Raw genomic sequence first — 17,917 nt, 5'->3', positions numbered from 1 at the left:
ATACACGCTTCATAAGCATTTGCAATCGATATTCAAAATAATTGAAGCAAGAAAAACTCTACCCACTCCCCGATTCATCTTTAACATTGATTTAATTAAGATTCCTTTCAATTAAAAGTCAAATTTTGTTTCATTTTAATCGAAAGAAGTCCCATATCAGTGCTATTTCCCTATAAAACCATCAATAAAATTTCTTTTCGCCAGCAGGGCGCGTCTTAAAGCGTCGATGGAACCACATGTATTGCGTAGGGGCAATACGAATTTGATTCTCAATAATCTTATTGACTCTTTCAGCATCACTCACTTCACATCCACTTGGAAAATTTTCTAATTTAGGTTCCACGAGAACATGATATTGAGGGTTTCTGATATCGCCACTTCTATAAAAGTATAAAGGTACTGCTGCTGCTTTTGAGATATCCATCAGTCTACGGTGAGCGGTCACGGTAGCCGCCTGTATTCCGAAAAATGAGGCCATTACACCTTGTTTTAAGCCAAAGTCCTGATCTGGGCTATACCATATGGCATGACCATGTTTAAGGTTTTGGATAAGTCCACGCATGTTGTCTCGAGCAATCTGGTTTTTATAGACTCTTGCGCGGCTGCGATGAATTAGAAAATCTAAAAAGGGATTATTTTGAGGTCTGTAAACCACGTCCATATTAAAAAATAAGGTACAAGCTGCTCCACCAGCGTCTAAAAGCGTACTATGGGTGCCTAATAGTAGTACGCCATTTTCCTGATTATTGGTTAAATTCTCTAATCCATCTATGTGAACACGGCTTTTAAACCAGTTTGGACTGTACCAAGCATTTAAGGCTTCAAATACACCCGTGAGAGTATCTACAAAAACCTGTTTGGCTTTCACCTCAATTTGCATAGGTGTTTTTTCAGGAAAGCAGGCTTCTAAATTACGTAATGTTGTTTTTCTTCTTGAACCTAAAGATTTCCATGCTATTTTTGATAAAAGATCGGCAAGACGCCATTGAATTGCCCAAGGTAACATCGCAAAACACATCAGAATAAATGCTAAAAACCATATACCCCAATATTTAAACGATAAAAAGGAAAATCGAAATTCGCCAGATTTAAACTGCCGTTCTTTTTTCGTCATGCTGTATATTTCTTGAGGTATAGGTTTAGCATACTAACACCCCCTACTGTTGGGGTTGTATGTTTATGTTGCTTTGAGTAATAAGCTTTTTATTACCCTACCTATTTATCAAAATGCATATTTTAAACATTTAATCTATTTAAGGCTTAAATATACATAACTGTCTGTATACATAACTTATTTTCTCATTTAAAGTAATCGCATAATCTTGTCTCATTGATAAATAGGATATATCAGCGTGAGCGGTCTTTTAGTCTTTATAACAATTGCATTTCTTACTCTCCTAAGCCCCGGACCTGGCGTTTTATTTACTGTCACAAATTCAATCAATTATGGTGTTAAAACTGCTCTATTCGGTATTAGCGGCTTAATCATTGGTATGTTTGTAATTGCTGTAATTTCCGCTAGTGGTGTAGGTCTTATTATTACCAGCAACCCAACTATTTTTACGGTTTTAAAATTTATTGGTGCATTTTATTTAATGTATCTTGGATATAAAAACTTCAGCAAAAAAACGCCATCGCAAGATTTAATCACTGATCAACAAAGCGATAAAAATGTAAGTAAATCGAAACTCTTTTATCAAGGTCTACTTGCATCTTTGCTTAACCCTAAAACAATCGTATTTTTTATTGCTCTATTCCCTCAATTTATTGATATAAAGAAAGAAATTTTAACTCAGTTTTTAGTTCTATCTTTAACCTTTTGTTTTATTGGTTTTTTAATTCACTTGGTCTATGCAAATTTCTCTTCAATTTTTAAAGAAAAGATGTTGGCTGGAAATAATTTTTCTATACTCAATAAAATTAGCGGTGCTATTTTCTTTCTTCTTGCAGTTTTACTCATTACACAATAAATCATTATTCGACATATGATTATTTGAAAAGCCTCAACTCATGGTTAGGCTTTTCAAGTCTTTTGTCTATCAACATATTTTTATCTAATTACAATTTTTACAACGCTACCCTGTTTAAGATCCATCCATAAAAGAAGTCTTCGTAATTTGGGTTTTTCTCTGTAATTTCGATATAGTGCTGCCCTTGCATAATATTTAAAACGCGTAGTAAGACCGTTTCTCCGTCTTTATTACGCCTGTTCAAATATGTACTCAGTGCTTGAATAGTGCGAGGTCCATATTGACCATCTAAGGTAAGATTTGGCCAGCCCTCCTCACCCTGCTTATTTAGCAGATTTAGAGCACGTTGTAACAAAGGCTTTGCAAAGTTGACTCCACAATTTATAGCCGTATCAAGTAACTCTTCTGCAATAGCAGGGCTAATTTTATTGATCTGGTCAAATTGGGGTTCAAACCAATATTGTTGTTTATAAATAGACTTGGCCACGGCTAAAGGTAAATCTCTCATATCACCTTGATATCCGTTTGATCGAGCGACTGCCTCGGTAATGCCAAATTTGGTGGCATGCCCATGGTCTGATGGATGATTAATATATCCACCTTCTCTGTCTATGATTGCTTCTAAGTATTGGTCAATATTCATTTTATTTTACCTATATCATTGAAACTGTTTTAGCTATTTTGCAGATCATCTTTCGCTTTTTTTAAGTCTTTGATGACTTCCACAATCGTTTTCCCTTCTTGTTTATTGATGAAATTAAATATCCATCTCACAATCGCCCAGCCCGGCAAACCGCAAATAAAGAAGAATCCACATAGTGTGATCATTCCCCAAATATCCGATACCCATTCATGTAAATTCCATTTCATGATAATAAATGAGCCACCCGTTAAGCTTGAAACGACTGTGCATATCAGCCCAACAATCCATTCTTGTGGTGAGCGAGGAAAACGCATCATCAACACAACTGCCACAACTAAGCTGACTGCTAAAGCCACCATAATTGCGATGCTATAAAAATCTAAAAATGTGGCTAAACCACCAGTTGGAACTGTTTTCATCATCTTGTCCTGCTTTAAAGGGTAAAACTTGAAAACTCGCTATTCTTAATCGCTTGTTGTTTTTCAGGTTTTATAAATACCCTTAGTTTTCTTTATTACAGTCAATAAAAAACACTAACGCTTTTTTTACCGCGCTAAATTGCAAGACGAACTGATCCTTGACCCCATATTTCAGGGGTCCAAGAAAGAATGTTTGTATGCTAAAGCCTGTTAGTGTGCACTGTTTAAGGCTTGTTCAATCAACTCAATCACGGTGATTGCACCTATCGCTTTTTGCATTGAGACTTGATCATCGAATTCGAATGCATCATCTTCAAGCTCACTTGCAATTAGCTTTGCCTCTTCAAGCGCCCTTTTTATTTTTTGTACCTTGTATTTGTTTACGTCTTTTGCAATTGTCGGGACATATCCTCCACGTTTTGCATTTTTAAGTTGTTTAGCTCTGTTCTGCATTGCTGTAGTCATTCACTATCTCCAACTCACACGTTTAATAAGGCATCTTTATCGTTTGTTATTCTTGAAGTTTTGATCCATTCTTTGAGCAATATAGCGAAGCTATGACTACAAATGTGTGTTCAAAACGTTTCATCTGGTACAACAAACCTAAAGAACTAAACGGTATGCATTTAAAGCATTCATTTAAAAGTAGATATTCCTTTTTCTAAAATTGTAAAAAAGTATGAAAGCGCTTACATTTACGCCTTTTTCGAACTTTAATTTTTTGACCAAAAAGTTCAAATAAGACTTTGCCGTATATCGGAAACTTTTGTTACGACTCACAATCTTTGCTAAATTCTTCATGTTCTTGATACCCTTTATCGACGAACATTAAGCCTGATCCACGGAATCGGGCTTTTTTTTATTCCATTTTTTGTTTTGATAGCCTATCTGTAAATAATAATTGAGCTATCTCCCTTCTATTTTGCCTCCTCTAGAAACAAAATAAATTTAGCTTTCATCTCAACATGCTGATAATTCAATAAATAGTGGTTCAAATACGATTTAAACTTAATCTATTCATCTGAAGATATAACTGATATTATAACTATAGTTATTATTAGTCAATAACTATAGTTGTTTTACTCGATATAACTTTAGTTATATATTTGTTATAAGTTTGCTGGTGTAACCGTTATGGCTCTTAAAGACCGTTTAAAAGATTCTAGAATTAAAGCCAAAAAAACTCAGGCTGAAGTAGCAGAAGCAGTAAAAATGTCTCAGCCAGCCTATCAGGCTTTAGAGTCTGGGAAAAATTTAAAATCTGCGTTTCTTCCACTCATTGCCCAGTTTTTAGGTGTAGATGGTTATTGGTTAACGACTGGCAATACAGAAGATGCTTTTAGAGAAAGTGATGTATTTAGCCCTACAGTTGTGAGTGCTGAATCCACCGATCAATATGCTTGGATTGAAGTAGTAGAAGCTAGTTTTTCGTGTGGTACAGGTGAGTCGATTGAGTTCCACTTCGATGCAATTAATGGGAAAATCCCTTTCCCTGCTTCATTCTTTAAAGAAAAACGGGTTGCTCAAGAGTGCATGCGTATTATCAAAGCTAAAGGCGATAGTATGACAGACTACATTAAAGATGGAGATCTGGTCGGTATTGATATCTCTCAAACTGAAGTAATTGATGGCGAGATTTATGCGGTTTACTTTGCAGGCGAAGGAATGATTAAGCAAATTTTTAAAGAAGCTGATGGGTCTTTAATTTTGCATAGTTTGAATGAAAAATTTAGAGACCGCCGTGTAACCGAAGAAAATGGAAAGAACTTTAAGGTCATGGGGCGTCAATTCTGGCGAGCGGGTTAAGGTCGTTATAAATATAATTAAAATAATAATTTTATCAATTTAATACATTTTTGCTTTTTATAACTTTAATTGTTTATTATCCATATAGATATAAAAAAACCTATCTCTTTTAAAGGAGATAGGTTTTTTAGCTTTAGAGCCAAGCATTTTATCAACAATACGTCGTTAAACGATAAAGCTGATTAAATCCAGCATAAAAGCTTTTACCATCTTGGTTTAATTCGATTTCTTCACCAGATTGAAGTTGAATTTTCTTACCAACTTCGACCCAACGATAACCATCTTGAGAGTTTTGCTTACGCACATGAGGAACGATCCTCACATTAATCTCATTGCCATTTACGGATGTGGCAATATGCCACTCATTTACTATATTCACAATCATTCACTCATCACTGAGCTCATGTGATTTAACGGTATTTAATTAGAACGCTAGATTTAAGGTATGGACAGTCAGTCTAGAATTTAATATTTAGCTTTATATAGGGTTATTTATAAGCTAATTGCTTTTCATAATTTTCGTATTATGAAAATTGGTACATCACAGAGCATAATATTTTGGTTGCGGGGGCCGGATTTGAACCAACGACCTTCGGGTTATGAGCCCGACGAGCTACCAGACTGCTCCACCCCGCAATTGGAAGTAAGCTTTATACGCTCATATATTTCATAAAGCAAACTTTATTTTTTAATCAGTTGTAATTATTAAGAATTATCTTTTTATTAATTTTTCATTTTAACCGTTTGGTCTAAATAACCCTATCAATTTCCAATTTTTAATTCTTTAAATTGTTGTATTTATTTTAAATAGAACCCGATATTCATAGACAGCAATTGCCTTGGTTGGATGGCTTTTATACTATCTAGGTTGGTCCTTTAATGTTTAGTTCGTATGTCTGAACCTCAGTTTTCCCTCAGTGAATATCTCGGCACAGTTCAGGAAGTCATACGTTTGGCTTTTGATGAGCCAGTCTGGGTAAAAGCAGAGATTCGAAATTTAAATATTAAAGGCGGCCATTACTATTTAGAGCTTGCAGAAAAAGATGCAGAGACTGATAAAGTCATTGCCAGTTGTAAAGCTACGATCTGGAAGTTCTCAGCAAGTAAAATTGTTTTAAAGTTTGAACGTGAAACTGGTATTGAGATTTCAAGCGATTTAAATGTGCTCATCAAAATTAGAGCGCGTTTTGATCCTCAATATGGATTTTCGGTCAATATTGAAGAGATTGATTCAAGCTTTACCTTAGGCGAAATTGCTAAACGTTATCAGCAAATTATTGAGCGACTCACACAAGAAGGGTTAATTCACAAGAACAAGCTCCTGCCTACTCCTTTTGACATTCAAAATGTTTTAGTCATTGCTCCTCAAAATGCGGCGGGCCTAGGTGACTTTAAAAAAGATGCCGATGCTCTAGAGAGAAATGGTGTTTGCCATTTTGTGTATCACACCGCTACTTTTCAAGGGAACGCCGCTGCAACTAGCTTGATTGAATCTTTAGGTTCGGGTTTAAGACAATGGGCCAGCACATTTAAATTTCCACCAGACCTTATTGTAATTATTCGCGGTGGCGGATCTGTGAATGATTTGGCTTATTTAAATGATTATGAACTTGCAGCCCTGCTCTGCAAACGCACTGTACCGATTTGGGTTGGTATTGGTCATGAAAAAGACCGTACTATTCTTGATGAAATTGCCCATCGTTCATTCGACACGCCAAGTAAAGTGATTGCTGGCATCCGTAACCATATTGTTGAACGCGTACAAGAAGCCGTCGATAGTCTGCAAACCATTAAGCTTCTTTCGCAGCATCAAATCACGACTTATCAAAGCAAGAATGATCAGCTACTTCATCAGATTAAATCTTCGGCGCAAGGTCAACTTAACTCGGCACATCGCCTACTTGACCAAATGAAAGAGCGTATTCAGTTTAGTTCACAGCAACAGGTTAAATTTTCATTAACTCAAATCGAATCATTAATGAAAGAAGTCCTTTTACAAAATCCGAAACAAGTTCAAGCCAAAGGCTATGCAATTGTTAGATCCGAAGGAAAAGCGATTCGGTCTATACATCAAATTTCAAACCCTGCCATTGCGATTGAAATGCAAGATGGTGTGATTGAAGCCAACATTACACAGGTAATTCCAAATGAACAATGAAGAGTTAACGTTTAAAGACGGCCATGACATTTTGAAAAAAAATGCAGAACTACTTGAGTCTCAAGAAAGCCCAGATATTGATAATTTAATGAAGATTGTTGAAGAGTCGATTACTGCTTATAAAGCATGTAAATCCCGTATAGAAGCCGTTCAACAAGCTTTAGATGAAACATTTAAAGAATAATTTGCAATAAAAAAAGCCCATTCCTACTTCTCATTGAAGGAATGGGCTTAGTGAAAACCACTTAGTCCTGAAATGCAAAAATGTGGATTAGGTCACATTTTTGCAAAAGCATAGTCCCACAAGTATTGGGCATCTTCAATATTTTAATTGTGTCTATTACGTAGTTTGGCTTTATTTTCAGCACTTCTTAGCTAAAAGCTATTCCTCGCTGAATGCTCCAATCAATTGATAAATTTTACCGTCTTTAGGGTTTTCATAAAGCAAATCCATGTTTGGCAAAATAATATCGTCATCAATTTCAATATGTTCAACGCTTTTGTGAAGTTCAAGGGCGTGATCATTCATAGGTCGAACTTTTGCCAAAGCAATCGTTTCTTGGTTAAACTGATCCTTAATAATTACTTTTAATCTTTTCATAAAAATCTCCTGAAAATTAAATTTTTTAATATAAATAACGAGTTAAGTTTAAAATGAGCTAATCGCTGAATAGCCGATTGGCATAGCAAAAAAAGTTAAAATAAATGCAGCCGTACGTTGTAAATTACGTTGGTTTAACCAAGTTACTTTGTTTGAAATTAATACGGTTCCAAAAGCAATCCATAAAAAAGCAATGGGTGTAATTAATGATAAAAAAACAGCAATATGAATAAAATATACGTGAAACACTTCCCATGCTGCATGTGGAAAAATAGCAGAAGCAAAGAGTAAAGCTTTAGGATTTAAAAGTGTCGCGACAAATAAAGCCTTAGGCGTAATCAGTGGATTGTCTAATTTGATGTCGTTTGTCGATGTTGTCCAAAGTTTAAATGCAAGGTAGAGGATAAAAGTTGCACTTATTAACTTTAATACAGGTGGAAGCCATGGAATAAAATGTGAAACGGACTCAAGTAAAATACCCCATGAAGTAATTGCAATGAGATAACCCATCACCTCAGCAGGAATAAGTTTCAGAGACTGCTTCACTCCTGCCTGTATTCCAGCAGAGGCTAACAATGTATTTGTTGGGCCTGGAGTCAACAAAATGGTGACCACAAGTCCAATGAACATAAATGACACCATAGGCAACGAACTCTTTAATTATGCTAGGCGAAATATGTCAAAAAGGTGCATCTATTGTCGACAAAATGGTTGTAACAAGAAATATTAAAACTTAATTATTTATTTTTAAAACAAATAATTAACTAAAACTGACCTTAAATTCACTTACGATTTAATCAATTTTAAATATGCAAAACCGATCACACAAATACGGAATAATGAGCTATTCTTTCTTGCCTACAAGGAATGAACTTGAAAATTTATTACTCAAAAAAATAAGCTTTTTTTTAATATTTTTGAGGGTATATAACTCAGTAAATAATAGCTTTCCGCCTCACTTGAAATTTGAAAATTGAACAATATATAAACAACTAGAAATCGTAATTTTACTGAATATGATGTCTCACTCCCCATCAATTCATTGATTGTCGCTTTCATCAAATAAATCAAATGATGGAGGATGCATGATGAATGCTTATGTTCGCCCTCATCCCGATGGTTTTAAATCTTATTTAGGTAAAAATCAGAAAACCGGACTCTATACTGTGCGGTTTGGTTGGACGCTTTATGAAACAAATGGCAATTGCTCTGTTCTATACATTGTCAAGAATGAAGATAAGATTCCATTGGATGTAGATAAGTTTAAAACTGACCGACCCAAAATTTATGCTGCTCTTCTTAATGAAGTTCAGTTACAACGCAAGAAACAACTGGCGATTGATCTCCAGCAATCAAATATCCCTTCTTATGACCGTAAAGCCTACAAAAAACGTCGTGGTTTTATAGACTCTTAAACTTATCTATTTATAGTACACATATAGAAAAAGCACCCTCGGGTGCTTTTTCTTTTAACGACCAGTTGTAATTAATACGAACATGCTCAGTATTAATGTGCTTAATGATCGTTTGCAATGGATGTGGACTTCATGCTCAGCTCCGTGAGCGTATTGATTAACGTTTTCCATTTCGTGTCCTTCAAAGTTCACATTCCTAATTTGCCTAATATTCACACAATAAGAAATTAGCCAAAAGTATTATATGCAATTAAATTTAACACAATCCTTAAATTTAAATCCCCTATCAATATCAAAAAATACGAGCATTTAAAGCTAAAGCTGGATGTAACATTCTACTACGAGGTTAATTATGTATTAGCGATTTGTAGCCCTTTCATCTCAAACAGCCATGCCTTAAAAATCATCTTCTAAAATAGAAAATATAACGATATTCCATTTTTTAATAATAGTCTTCGATAGGAGAACTCTTATGGAAATTCAACAAGAAACAAACTCAGCTTTATTTTGTGACACCTCTACCTCAGTTCAAGCCTGTATTGAATGTATGATTGCTTGTAAAACGTGCGCAGCTGCATGTTTGCAAGAGGAACATGTCCATATGATGCGAGAGTGTATTAAGCATTGCATGACATGTGTAGAAACCTGCCAACTGTGTACATCTTTAGAGTTAAGAAATTCTGAACTTGCTGAACAAGCCATGCAATTGTGCGCCAATGCCTGTCAACTCTGTGCAGCAGAATGTAGCAAACATGAACATGAGCACTGTCAGATCTGTGCTAAAGCATGTTTAGCTTGTGCTCAAGCGTGTTTGGCCTATCGCGCCTAAATTTTTAAACATGTAAAGCCTACGCAATCTTTAGATCGTAGGCTTATTAAAATCTAATAAATAACAGAAAATTATATGTTTTTTATTTGAGTCGAGTTAATCGTCACTTTTCTATAGGCATAAAAAAAACCCGCATCTTGGGGAAGAATGCAGGCTCTTAGATCTCCCACAACGACCATGAGTCCATTATTAAACTTGAACTTTAAACCGTTAAGTAAATGTACCTATAAATAAATTAAATTGCAATACAGAATAGTCTGTATGTTTAAAAAATTTTATTATTTCTACATCTTTTTATTTGCTTAAGAACAAATGGTAAAAAATGACGCCATAAAAAACTTTATTTATAGTCTGATCATCCAATAAATAGCTTTTTATAGGCATTAAAAAAGCCCGTTTCACGGGCTTTTCTGCAACGGTGAGCAATCTAAGATTTGTGTCTATCCATCTCTTACATGCTCTTTGCTAGCTATATGTAAGGTCTTATCGTATCTTTTGCCCTGTCCCAAGTTTCCCTGTGGATCGAGGAGATATTACGATTACCTTAGGTACAGTTATAGCACATTATTTATTCATGGCTAGTCTTGTTCACGTTTTTTTACAAATGAATAAAATACGATCAAACCTTAATATTTAAGGGTTTTCTACCCCATTTTGATATTGGCGAGCACTATCGCAAATTGGATACCACTTCACTTTTGAAGACACAAAAGCATGAGAAATTACAGATGTCGATATTTCTTCATTAATGAGTCCTACCCTTAAACGCACTACTTCAGGCTTATCTAGACGCTCACTCCAGATCGGTGAACCACAGGTTTTACAGAACACTCTCTTTTTATTAGGCGATGCAAAATAAGCCTGTAACAGGTTTTCACCTTGCACAATATTTAAGTCATTTTTTTGTACTTGAGTAATGGCAGCGAAAGCAGCACCTTGGGCTTTTTGGCACTGCGTGCAATGACAAACCATGATGGGTTCTAATTCAGTATTAATGCGCAGTTGAATCCCATTACAAAGACAAGAAGCTGTATAAGCCATGATTTTTCCTTTTTTTATTTTAATGAAACTTAGCTTACACCTACACCTTTTTCAATGTGATCTAAAATCGCACAAGAAGCTTGCTGGTTCCCGCAGCAATCATCGGCTGAAGCCTGCAAAATATTGACCATTTCTTGGAGATGGGCAATTTTCTGTTTTAATTCGGCAATGTGTTTTACGGTTAAGGCTTTCACCTCTGCACTATGACGATCTGTATTTTTCCAAAGCGAAATAAGCTCTTTCATCTGTTCAGATGAAAAACCTAACTCACGAGCATGCTTTAAGAAGTTTAAAGTTTTAAGGTCTGTTTCTGAATAAATGCGATAGCCAGAAGCAGAACGCTGAGCTGCTTCAAGTAGACCGATTTCTTCATAGTAGCGAATCATTTTCGCCGAAATGCCTGAATGTTTGGATGCCTGACCGATATTCATCTCACACCTCAAATATTAAATTTGGTTTAAGACCTGCTGTCATGATCTTAAACCAAAAGTTGATTTTCAGCACCCTTACTGTACGGGCGCATGAAAACGTTTTAAGCGTAATGCATTGCCTAAAACAAAAACCGAAGAAAGTGCCATCGCGCCTGCTGCAAACATCGGTGAAAGTAATACACCAAATGCTGGATATAGCGCACCTGCTGCAATTGGAATTAAAGCAACGTTATATACAAATGCCCAGAATAGGTTTTGGCGTATGTTTCGCATGGTTGCTTTACTTAATGCAATTGCGTTAGGTACGCCTTTTAAACTACCTGACATCAACACAACATCAGCTGCTTCAATGGCAACATCTGTTCCTGTACCAATGGCTAAACCAACATCTGCTTGCGCCAAGGCTGGAGCATCGTTAATACCATCACCTACAAAAGCCAAGCGACCATATTGTTTTTGAAGTTGGCGAACTGTGTCCACTTTACCTTCAGGTAAAACCTCTGCCACAACTTCATCAATGTTCAGCTTTTTGGCAATTGCTTGCGCCGTATGACGGTTGTCTCCTGTAATCATGGCAACTTTGAGGCCTAATTGATGCAAGGCCTCAATCGCAGCATAGGTTGTTTCTTTAATTGGATCCGCCACGGCAATAATTGCAGCAAGTTGTTGGTCGATAGCGACATATAGCGGTGTTTTTCCTTCTTCACCTAACTGAGCAGCAATCGCTTGGAATGAGTTGGTATCTAAACCAAGTTGGTGCATATAACGGTCTGCGCCAATTTGTACTTTTTGGCCCGATACTTCAGCCTCAATACCTGAACCAGTAATCGAGTTAAATGCTGTTACGGGTAATAAGTTTAAGCCTTCGCTTTCTGCTGCTTGAACAATCGCGAGGGCAATTGGGTGTTCAGACTTGGCTTCGACTGAAGCAACTAAAGTTAGCACTTGTTCACGTTCAAAACCTGATTGCACATTAAAGTCTGTCAGTGTAGGTTTACCTTCGGTGAGTGTTCCGGTTTTATCAACTGCAACGACCTGTGCTTCTTGCAAAAGCTGCAAAGCTTCACCTTTACGGAACAAGACACCTAACTCAGCACCACGTCCAGTACCGACCATAATAGAAGTTGGTGTTGCAAGCCCCATCGCACAAGGACAAGCAATAATCAGTACCGCAACAGCATTCACCAAACCAAAAGTCAGCGCAGGCTCTGGTCCCCAAACAAACCAAACCAAGAAAGTGATTGCAGCAATTAGCATGACAGCCGGTACAAACCACATGGTGACTTTATCAACTAAACCCTGAATCGGAAGTTTAGAACCTTGGGCCTGCTCAACCATGCGAATAATTTGTGAAAGTACAGATGAGCTACCCACTGCGGTTGCCCGAATGTTTAGAGTACCGTTCTGGTTGACTGTACCACCGACCACCTGATGTCCTACTATTTTTTCAACAGGAACAGGTTCACCCGTAATCATAGATTCATCAATGTAGCTATGCCCTTCAATCACTTCACCATCGACAGGCACACGCTCACCCGGACGAATTTCTACAATAGTTCCACTGACCACTTCAGCAACAGCAACTTCCACCACTTGACCGTCACGCTGAATACGAGCTGTTTTGGGCTGCATTCCCACTAAGTGTTGAATAGCTTGCGAGGTTCGTCCTTTAGCTTTGGCTTCAAAATATCGCCCAAGCAAAATTAAACTGACAATAACGGCAGCCGCTTCAAAGTAAACATTAACCGTGCCTTGTGGTAAAACCTGCGGCATAAAAGTTGCCACGACTGAGAAACTGTAGGCAGCCAAGGTTCCAACAGCAACCAGCGAGTTCATATCTGGCGCCAAACGCCATAAGGCTGGAATACCTTTTTGGTAAAAACGGCGACCAGGAAAAACGAGTACTAAAGTTGTTAAAACAAACTGTAAAAGCCAGCTATTGTATTGACCAATGGTGTGCATGACCCACATGTGAAAAGCTGGAATGAGATGTGAACCCATTTCCAAAATAAACACAGGTAAAGCCAACACAATCGAAATGATCAAATCTTTTTTAAGCTGATCTAACTCTGACGCTTTTTTATCGAGTTGCTCATCTTGATTTTTTTCAGATGCTTTCGCGTCATAACCTGCTTTTTTAACAGCGCGAATTAAATCTTCGACATTAACTGAATTATCTGCCTGCACCCAAGCCTGCTCTGTTGCTAAGTTGACTGTGGCTTCTTGAACGCCGTTTACTTTTTTAAGGGCTTTTTCAACTCGTGCCACACAAGATGCACAAGTCATGCCCTCAATAGACAACTCTACTGGTGCAGCTTTTGGAACATCATAACCTGCTCGTTCAACTGCTTTAACTAGTGCTTCGCGCTGAATCGGTTGATTTGAATAAACAACGGCTTTTTCTGTTGCCAAATTAACGTTAGCAATCTCTACATTTTCAACTTTCTTAAGTGCTTTTTCGACACGACCTACACACGAGGCACAGGTCATGCCTTCAATTGGAAGTGTTTCACTATATGCTGGCAATTTTGTGTTTTTTGAGTCCATCAAACACCTCTGCAAATTTGCAAAATTTAATATTCTGTATTGAGCATACAGATTCCCATCATGGGAAGGTCAAGCATATTTTTTTAAAAAATTAGTATTGACCTTACAATCATGACAAGGTTTAGACTCAGTGTTATCCAAACAAACATCTCATTCTTGATGGAGTATGAATATGAAACTACTTATTGAAAATATGACTTGTGGCGGCTGTGCACGTGGTGTGACTGCGACGATTCAAGATATCGACCCAAATGCAAAAGTAGATGTAGATTTAACGACCAAAATCGTGACTGTTCAAAGCAGTGAAAGCGTCGATAAAATTACCGAAGCGCTTGAAGAAGATGGTTTTCCAGCTCAAGTGCAATAATGAATAAGGCCTAACGTTTAAAGTTAGGCCTTTATTTTTGAGCGTGTTGATTTTGACTCAAAGCTGAAATTTTTTAATTCGATAATCCAGTGCTGCCCGAGTTAGTCCCAATAAACGTGCCGCTTCAGACACCTTATGATTTGCCTTTTTTAAAGCTGTTAAAATTAACTGCTTCTCATGTTCTTCTAAATTAAACTCTGCCTTTAATAATTGCTCAAAGTCGTTTTCAACAGCTACAGCCTGCTCTGGGTCATGCTTGATCTGTGGAAAAATGGCATTTAACTTAATCAGTTGCTGATCGTCCGTTAATAAAACCGCCCTTTCTAATAAGTTTTCCAACTCGCGAATATTACCCGGCCATTCATATTGCTGCATAAAAACTTTGGTCTTTTCACTTACACCCTGAATGGTTTTACCGTACATTTTTTCAAAGCGATGAAGAAAGTGTTCAACTAGTAAAGGAATGTCTTCACGGCGCTCCCGCAAAGGTGGAATCTGCACTGGAAAAATATTTAAGCGATAGTACAAATCTGCCCGAAATCGTCCTGTTTTCACAGCTTGTTCAAGGTCTTCATTGGTTGCTGTAATTACACGAACATCTAAAATACGTGTTTGTGAATCTCCTACTCGCTCAAATTCACCTTCTTGTAAAATGCGTAATAGTGCCGCTTGTGCACGAGGAGAAAGCTCAATTACTTCATCTAAAAAAATCGTACCACCATTGGCTCGTTCAAACTTACCTAAGCGAGATTGATGCGCTCCTGTATAAGCACCTTTTTCTACGCCAAATAATTCGGACTCAATTAACTCTGGTGGAATCGCTGCACAATTTACCGCAACAAAAGGTTGGTCTTTTCTTTGGCTATTTTCATGAACTCCTCGTGCAAAAGCTTCTTTACCAACCCCTGTTTCGCCTTGTAGCAAAATAGAAACTTTCGAACCTGCTGCTTTTGTTAGTAATGCACAGACCTGTTTATAAGATGCTGACTTACCCACAGAACTAAATAATTGGTAATCGGCTTCACTGTCACTGTAAATTGATTTTTTAAGCTCAAAAAGTTCAGCCTGCAACGCAATCAGTTCTTTTTCCATAGGTTCGGGTGACATGAACTGAATCAGCTCATCTGCATTTTCCCACTCTTCTAAAGGCTTCCCGATAATACGGCAATGCTCGTGGCCACACGCTTTACACTCTATTTCTTGATAAATAATGGTCATGCCCGTCGCAAAACTACTGTAGCCGCATGCATAACCCAAAAGCATCCAGCACGCAGGTTCATCACTTGGACCAAAATGCTCTAAATGCACATCGGCTTCAAAAGAGTTAAGCCAATTTAAATCGGCATAAAACTGTTTTTTATCGTGGCTTAAATTGAGCTGGTTGGCCTGTACTTGCACCATGCCACGAATGGCGTGCATTTGTGGGCCTGCCATAAAAGCATCGTGTTCATTTAAATCGGGACGCATTTTTGTTGTAACTTCTGCATCTTTTAACCCAGCTTGATACCCCAATCGAATAAAAAAACGCTTAGTTCGTTCAAGTCCAATCATGTGCGCTAAATCTTTACGCAAATATCCCATAATGCTGGTGTGCAAAAGCAGCATCCGATATTCATCAAACCAGATTTGGCCGTGGGCAGTATCAAAGTGCAGTTTAGACAGCAAATCATGAATTTCTTGCGGATGATCTGCGTATCGTCCCGTTGTATCGTATTTTACTCGAGCCATGAGTGATCTGTTTTAATCCATTAAATACATTTGGGTGTTATCTCATCTTATCGAAGAACCAGATAAATGTCCTAGTACCTTAAAGACATAACTTCATACTAAAAAAGTATTTCTAAATCTCTCCATTTAAAACCCCAAACAATCTAAAAAGAAATTTTTACGACCCTCTTCATCAAATCATGAATATCTCTATTTCACCATTCAAAAAATTTCATGAAATGGTGAATTTTAAAAACAACTCACTTTCCACAAAAAACTTAATTAATTGTTTTTAATAATAAAAATAAAGTTGGCATAGCTTTTGTAAAGCTTATAGCGAGAGCAAGGAGCATTCATCAATTTCAAGACCATGTCTTGATGGAGTACAGCATGACGCAACCTCAAGTCGAAGCATTAACCAAATATATTCGGGTCACTGGCGACTTAAACGCAGAGTTTATCGAATTCGATTTTGCCATTCACGACCCCAGTCTATTTGTAGAACTGGTTTTGCCTAAACATGCATTTAATGATTTTTGTAAGACCAATCAAGTGGTTGAAATGACCCAAGAGCAGCAAGCTTTTAATGATGCTCAGGAAGAAAAATGGCGCTATGGCACTGAAGCAACCTTAGTCGGCACGCAACGTAAGAGCAACGATCACGATGATCAGATGTAAAAATATAAGGAGATAAAGCCATGACTTTAGAAATCAAAACGTCAAATGTCGAACCTATCCGCCAGAACTACGCCTATATCGAAAGACGATTTGGTAGTAAGCCAGCAACTCGATATCAAGAAGTAAGTTTTGATGTACAGGCAGAAACTAACTTTCACTATCGTCCTTTGTGGAAACCTGAAAAGACTTTAAATGACAAAACCCATACTGCCCTGCAAATGCAAGACTGGTATGCATTTAAAGATCCACGTCAATTCTATTATGGAACTTATGTTCAACACCGTGCACGTTTGCAGGACACAGCCGAAAGTAATTTTGCTTTTTTTGAAAAACGTCAGCTTGCAGAACACTTGTCTGATGAAGTCAAAGCTAAGGTCATTGAGTGCCTATTGCCATTTCGCCACGTTGAACAAACGGCAAACTTACACATGATGTCTGGTAGTGCCTATGGTTATGGCACCGTGCTTACCCAAGCTTGTATTTATGCCGCGATGGATCATTTAGGAATTGCGCAGTACATCTCACGGATTGGCTTAGCTTTAGATGGTAATAGCGGCGACTCATTACAACAGGCAAAACAGGCTTGGATGCAGCATCCTGCATGGCAAGGCTTACGCCGTCTGTGTGAAGAAAGCCTCACCGAGCAAGACTATTTCAAACTCTTCTTATTACAAAATCTTGTGATTGACGGCTTTGTGACAGAGCTTGTCTATCAACAGTTTGATCAGTGGTTAGTCACTCAAAATGCTCGCGACTTAGCCATGCTGACTGAGTTTATGAAAGACACTTTAGGTGATTTACGTAAGTGGTCAGACACCGTCATTAAAACTGCGGCAGCAGAATCCGATCACAATAAACAGCTATTAAATGAATGGTTCACCCAGTCTTTAGCTCAAGTAAAAGCAGCTTTTACGCCGTGGGCAACAGCAGCCTTAACAGCAGATGCAGTTGATCAAGCAGAACAAGCCGTTATTGAACGTGCAAAAAAACTCGGCCTACAACCACTTACAAATGCTTAAGGAGAAGCAACATGTCTAAAGTCTATCTTGCATTACAAGACAACGATACTTCACGCTATATCCTCGAAGCGATTGAAGAAGATAACCCTGAAGCGTCAATTCAGTATTTACCCGCCATGATTCGAATTGAAAGTGAAACTGATTTGGTGATTAAAGCTGAAACCGTATCTGAAAAACTAGGCCAAGATTGGGATATCCAATCATTACAACTCAACATGATTACGCTGGGCGGCAACGTCGAAGAAGATGATGACACTTTCCGCCTTCACTGGAATTAATCACAACA

At 37.5% G+C, this 17,917-nt stretch carries 21 protein-coding genes and 1 tRNA gene; 10 read left to right on the top strand and 12 right to left on the bottom strand.

Features of this window, described 5'->3' with window-relative positions:
- Nucleotides 1–181: 181 nt before the first annotated feature.
- Nucleotides 182–1,114: an LpxL/LpxP family acyltransferase gene (locus tag F886_RS08235; protein ID WP_013198449.1), complete on the bottom strand. Its 933-nt coding sequence runs from the start codon at nt 1,112–1,114 to the stop codon at nt 182–184.
- Between the two features lie 238 nt (nt 1,115–1,352).
- Between F886_RS08235 and F886_RS08230 the strand changes: the two genes are divergently transcribed.
- On the top strand, nt 1,353–1,970 hold the full coding sequence (locus F886_RS08230; RefSeq protein ID WP_005303671.1) for a LysE family translocator: 618 nt from the start codon (nt 1,353–1,355) through the stop codon (nt 1,968–1,970).
- Nucleotides 1,971–2,067: 97 nt separating this feature from the next.
- Here F886_RS08230 and F886_RS08225 read toward each other — a convergent pair whose 3' ends face one another.
- The 3 genes from F886_RS08225 to F886_RS08215 form a co-directional block, all read right to left on the bottom strand.
- Nucleotides 2,068–2,613 carry a glycoside hydrolase family 108 protein gene (locus tag F886_RS08225; protein WP_005303668.1) on the bottom strand — a complete coding sequence of 182 codons (546 nt, stop codon included), beginning with the start codon at nt 2,611–2,613 and terminating at the stop codon, nt 2,068–2,070.
- A 29-nt stretch (nt 2,614–2,642) separates the two neighbouring features.
- The gene (locus F886_RS08220) at nt 2,643–3,032 is read right to left on the bottom strand and encodes a hypothetical protein (protein ID WP_005303665.1); all 390 of its coding nucleotides are present in this window, start codon (nt 3,030–3,032) and stop codon (nt 2,643–2,645) included.
- A gap of 210 nt (nt 3,033–3,242) precedes the next feature.
- Nucleotides 3,243–3,497, bottom strand: coding sequence for a hypothetical protein (locus F886_RS08215; protein ID WP_005303662.1), 255 nt, complete (start codon nt 3,495–3,497; stop codon nt 3,243–3,245).
- 669 nt (nt 3,498–4,166) lie between these two features.
- On the opposite strand from F886_RS08215, the gene F886_RS08210 reads away from it, so the two are divergent.
- The gene (locus F886_RS08210; protein WP_005303661.1) at nt 4,167–4,838 is read left to right on the top strand and encodes an XRE family transcriptional regulator; all 672 of its coding nucleotides are present in this window, start codon (nt 4,167–4,169) and stop codon (nt 4,836–4,838) included.
- Between the two features lie 151 nt (nt 4,839–4,989).
- Here the strand turns inward: F886_RS08210 and F886_RS08205 are convergent, their stop codons facing one another.
- A complete protein-coding gene (locus F886_RS08205) occupies nt 4,990–5,223 on the bottom strand; it encodes a hypothetical protein (RefSeq protein ID WP_005303658.1) in 234 nt (77 codons plus the stop codon).
- Nucleotides 5,224–5,397: 174 nt separating this feature from the next.
- A tRNA-Met gene (locus tag F886_RS08200) sits at nt 5,398–5,474 on the bottom strand.
- Nucleotides 5,475–5,730: 256 nt separating this feature from the next.
- Between F886_RS08200 and xseA the strand changes: the two genes are divergently transcribed.
- On the top strand, nt 5,731–6,996 hold the full coding sequence (xseA, locus tag F886_RS08195; RefSeq protein WP_005303655.1) for an exodeoxyribonuclease VII large subunit: 1,266 nt from the start codon (nt 5,731–5,733) through the stop codon (nt 6,994–6,996).
- The gene (gene xseB / locus F886_RS08190) at nt 6,986–7,180 is read left to right on the top strand and encodes an exodeoxyribonuclease VII small subunit (protein ID WP_004793582.1); all 195 of its coding nucleotides are present in this window, start codon (nt 6,986–6,988) and stop codon (nt 7,178–7,180) included. The genes xseA and xseB overlap by 11 nt, the downstream gene beginning before the upstream one ends.
- 198 nt (nt 7,181–7,378) lie before the next feature.
- On the opposite strand, the gene F886_RS08185 is transcribed toward xseB, so the two are convergent.
- Both F886_RS08185 and F886_RS08180 read right to left on the bottom strand, forming a co-directional pair.
- Nucleotides 7,379–7,597, bottom strand: coding sequence for a hypothetical protein (locus F886_RS08185; RefSeq protein WP_004793583.1), 219 nt, complete (start codon nt 7,595–7,597; stop codon nt 7,379–7,381).
- A gap of 48 nt (nt 7,598–7,645) precedes the next feature.
- Nucleotides 7,646–8,239 carry a LysE family translocator gene (locus tag F886_RS08180; RefSeq protein WP_004793584.1) on the bottom strand — a complete coding sequence of 198 codons (594 nt, stop codon included), beginning with the start codon at nt 8,237–8,239 and terminating at the stop codon, nt 7,646–7,648.
- Nucleotides 8,240–8,682: 443 nt separating this feature from the next.
- Here F886_RS08180 and F886_RS08175 point away from each other — a divergent pair, with 443 nt between their 5' ends.
- Nucleotides 8,683–9,012 carry a hypothetical protein gene (locus F886_RS08175; RefSeq protein ID WP_005303651.1) on the top strand — a complete coding sequence of 110 codons (330 nt, stop codon included), beginning with the start codon at nt 8,683–8,685 and terminating at the stop codon, nt 9,010–9,012.
- A gap of 472 nt (nt 9,013–9,484) precedes the next feature.
- Nucleotides 9,485–9,841: a four-helix bundle copper-binding protein gene (locus F886_RS08170; RefSeq protein WP_005303648.1), complete on the top strand. Its 357-nt coding sequence runs from the start codon at nt 9,485–9,487 to the stop codon at nt 9,839–9,841.
- A gap of 633 nt (nt 9,842–10,474) precedes the next feature.
- Here F886_RS08170 and F886_RS08165 read toward each other — a convergent pair.
- The 3 genes from F886_RS08165 to F886_RS08155 all read right to left on the bottom strand — a co-directional run bounded on the left by F886_RS08165 (nt 10,475) and on the right by F886_RS08155 (nt 13,860).
- Entirely contained in the window at nt 10,475–10,882 is a 408-nt protein-coding gene (locus tag F886_RS08165) for a GFA family protein (protein ID WP_005303646.1), read from the bottom strand.
- Nucleotides 10,883–10,911: 29 nt separating this feature from the next.
- A complete protein-coding gene (gene cueR, locus F886_RS08160; protein ID WP_005070253.1) occupies nt 10,912–11,313 on the bottom strand; it encodes a Cu(I)-responsive transcriptional regulator in 402 nt (133 codons plus the stop codon).
- A 75-nt stretch (nt 11,314–11,388) separates the two neighbouring features.
- Nucleotides 11,389–13,860 (bottom strand): heavy metal translocating P-type ATPase, encoded by a 2,472-nt coding sequence (locus F886_RS08155; protein ID WP_005303644.1) that lies wholly within the window; start codon nt 13,858–13,860, stop codon nt 11,389–11,391.
- A gap of 166 nt (nt 13,861–14,026) precedes the next feature.
- Between F886_RS08155 and F886_RS08150 the strand changes: the two genes are divergently transcribed.
- Entirely contained in the window at nt 14,027–14,227 is a 201-nt protein-coding gene (locus F886_RS08150; RefSeq protein WP_081402129.1) for a heavy-metal-associated domain-containing protein, read from the top strand.
- 57 nt (nt 14,228–14,284) lie between these two features.
- On the opposite strand, the gene mobR is transcribed toward F886_RS08150, so the two are convergent.
- Entirely contained in the window at nt 14,285–15,955 is a 1,671-nt protein-coding gene (gene mobR / locus F886_RS08145; RefSeq protein ID WP_005303637.1) for a phenol degradation transcriptional regulator MobR, read from the bottom strand.
- A 369-nt stretch (nt 15,956–16,324) separates the two neighbouring features.
- Here mobR and F886_RS08140 point away from each other — a divergent pair, with 369 nt between their 5' ends.
- Genes F886_RS08140 through F886_RS08130 form a run of 3 tightly spaced genes read left to right on the top strand, consistent with a single transcriptional unit; the run spans nt 16,325 to nt 17,909 of the window.
- The gene (locus F886_RS08140) at nt 16,325–16,612 is read left to right on the top strand and encodes a phenol hydroxylase subunit (protein ID WP_005303634.1); all 288 of its coding nucleotides are present in this window, start codon (nt 16,325–16,327) and stop codon (nt 16,610–16,612) included.
- 20 nt (nt 16,613–16,632) lie between these two features.
- Complete coding sequence (locus tag F886_RS08135) at nt 16,633–17,631, top strand: aromatic/alkene monooxygenase hydroxylase subunit beta (RefSeq protein ID WP_005303630.1); 999 nt, start codon at nt 16,633–16,635, stop codon at nt 17,629–17,631.
- A gap of 11 nt (nt 17,632–17,642) precedes the next feature.
- Nucleotides 17,643–17,909 (top strand): MmoB/DmpM family protein, encoded by a 267-nt coding sequence (locus F886_RS08130; RefSeq protein ID WP_000049450.1) that lies wholly within the window; start codon nt 17,643–17,645, stop codon nt 17,907–17,909.
- Nucleotides 17,910–17,917 lie beyond the last annotated feature (8 nt).

It is taken from the genome of Acinetobacter sp. NIPH 542, from assembly GCF_000369825.1.
In the GTDB taxonomy this organism is placed as follows: Bacteria; Pseudomonadota; Gammaproteobacteria; order Pseudomonadales; family Moraxellaceae; genus Acinetobacter; species Acinetobacter oleivorans.
The sequence above is the reverse complement of the archived record's forward strand: the minus strand, read 5'-3'. Positions and strand labels throughout refer to the sequence as shown.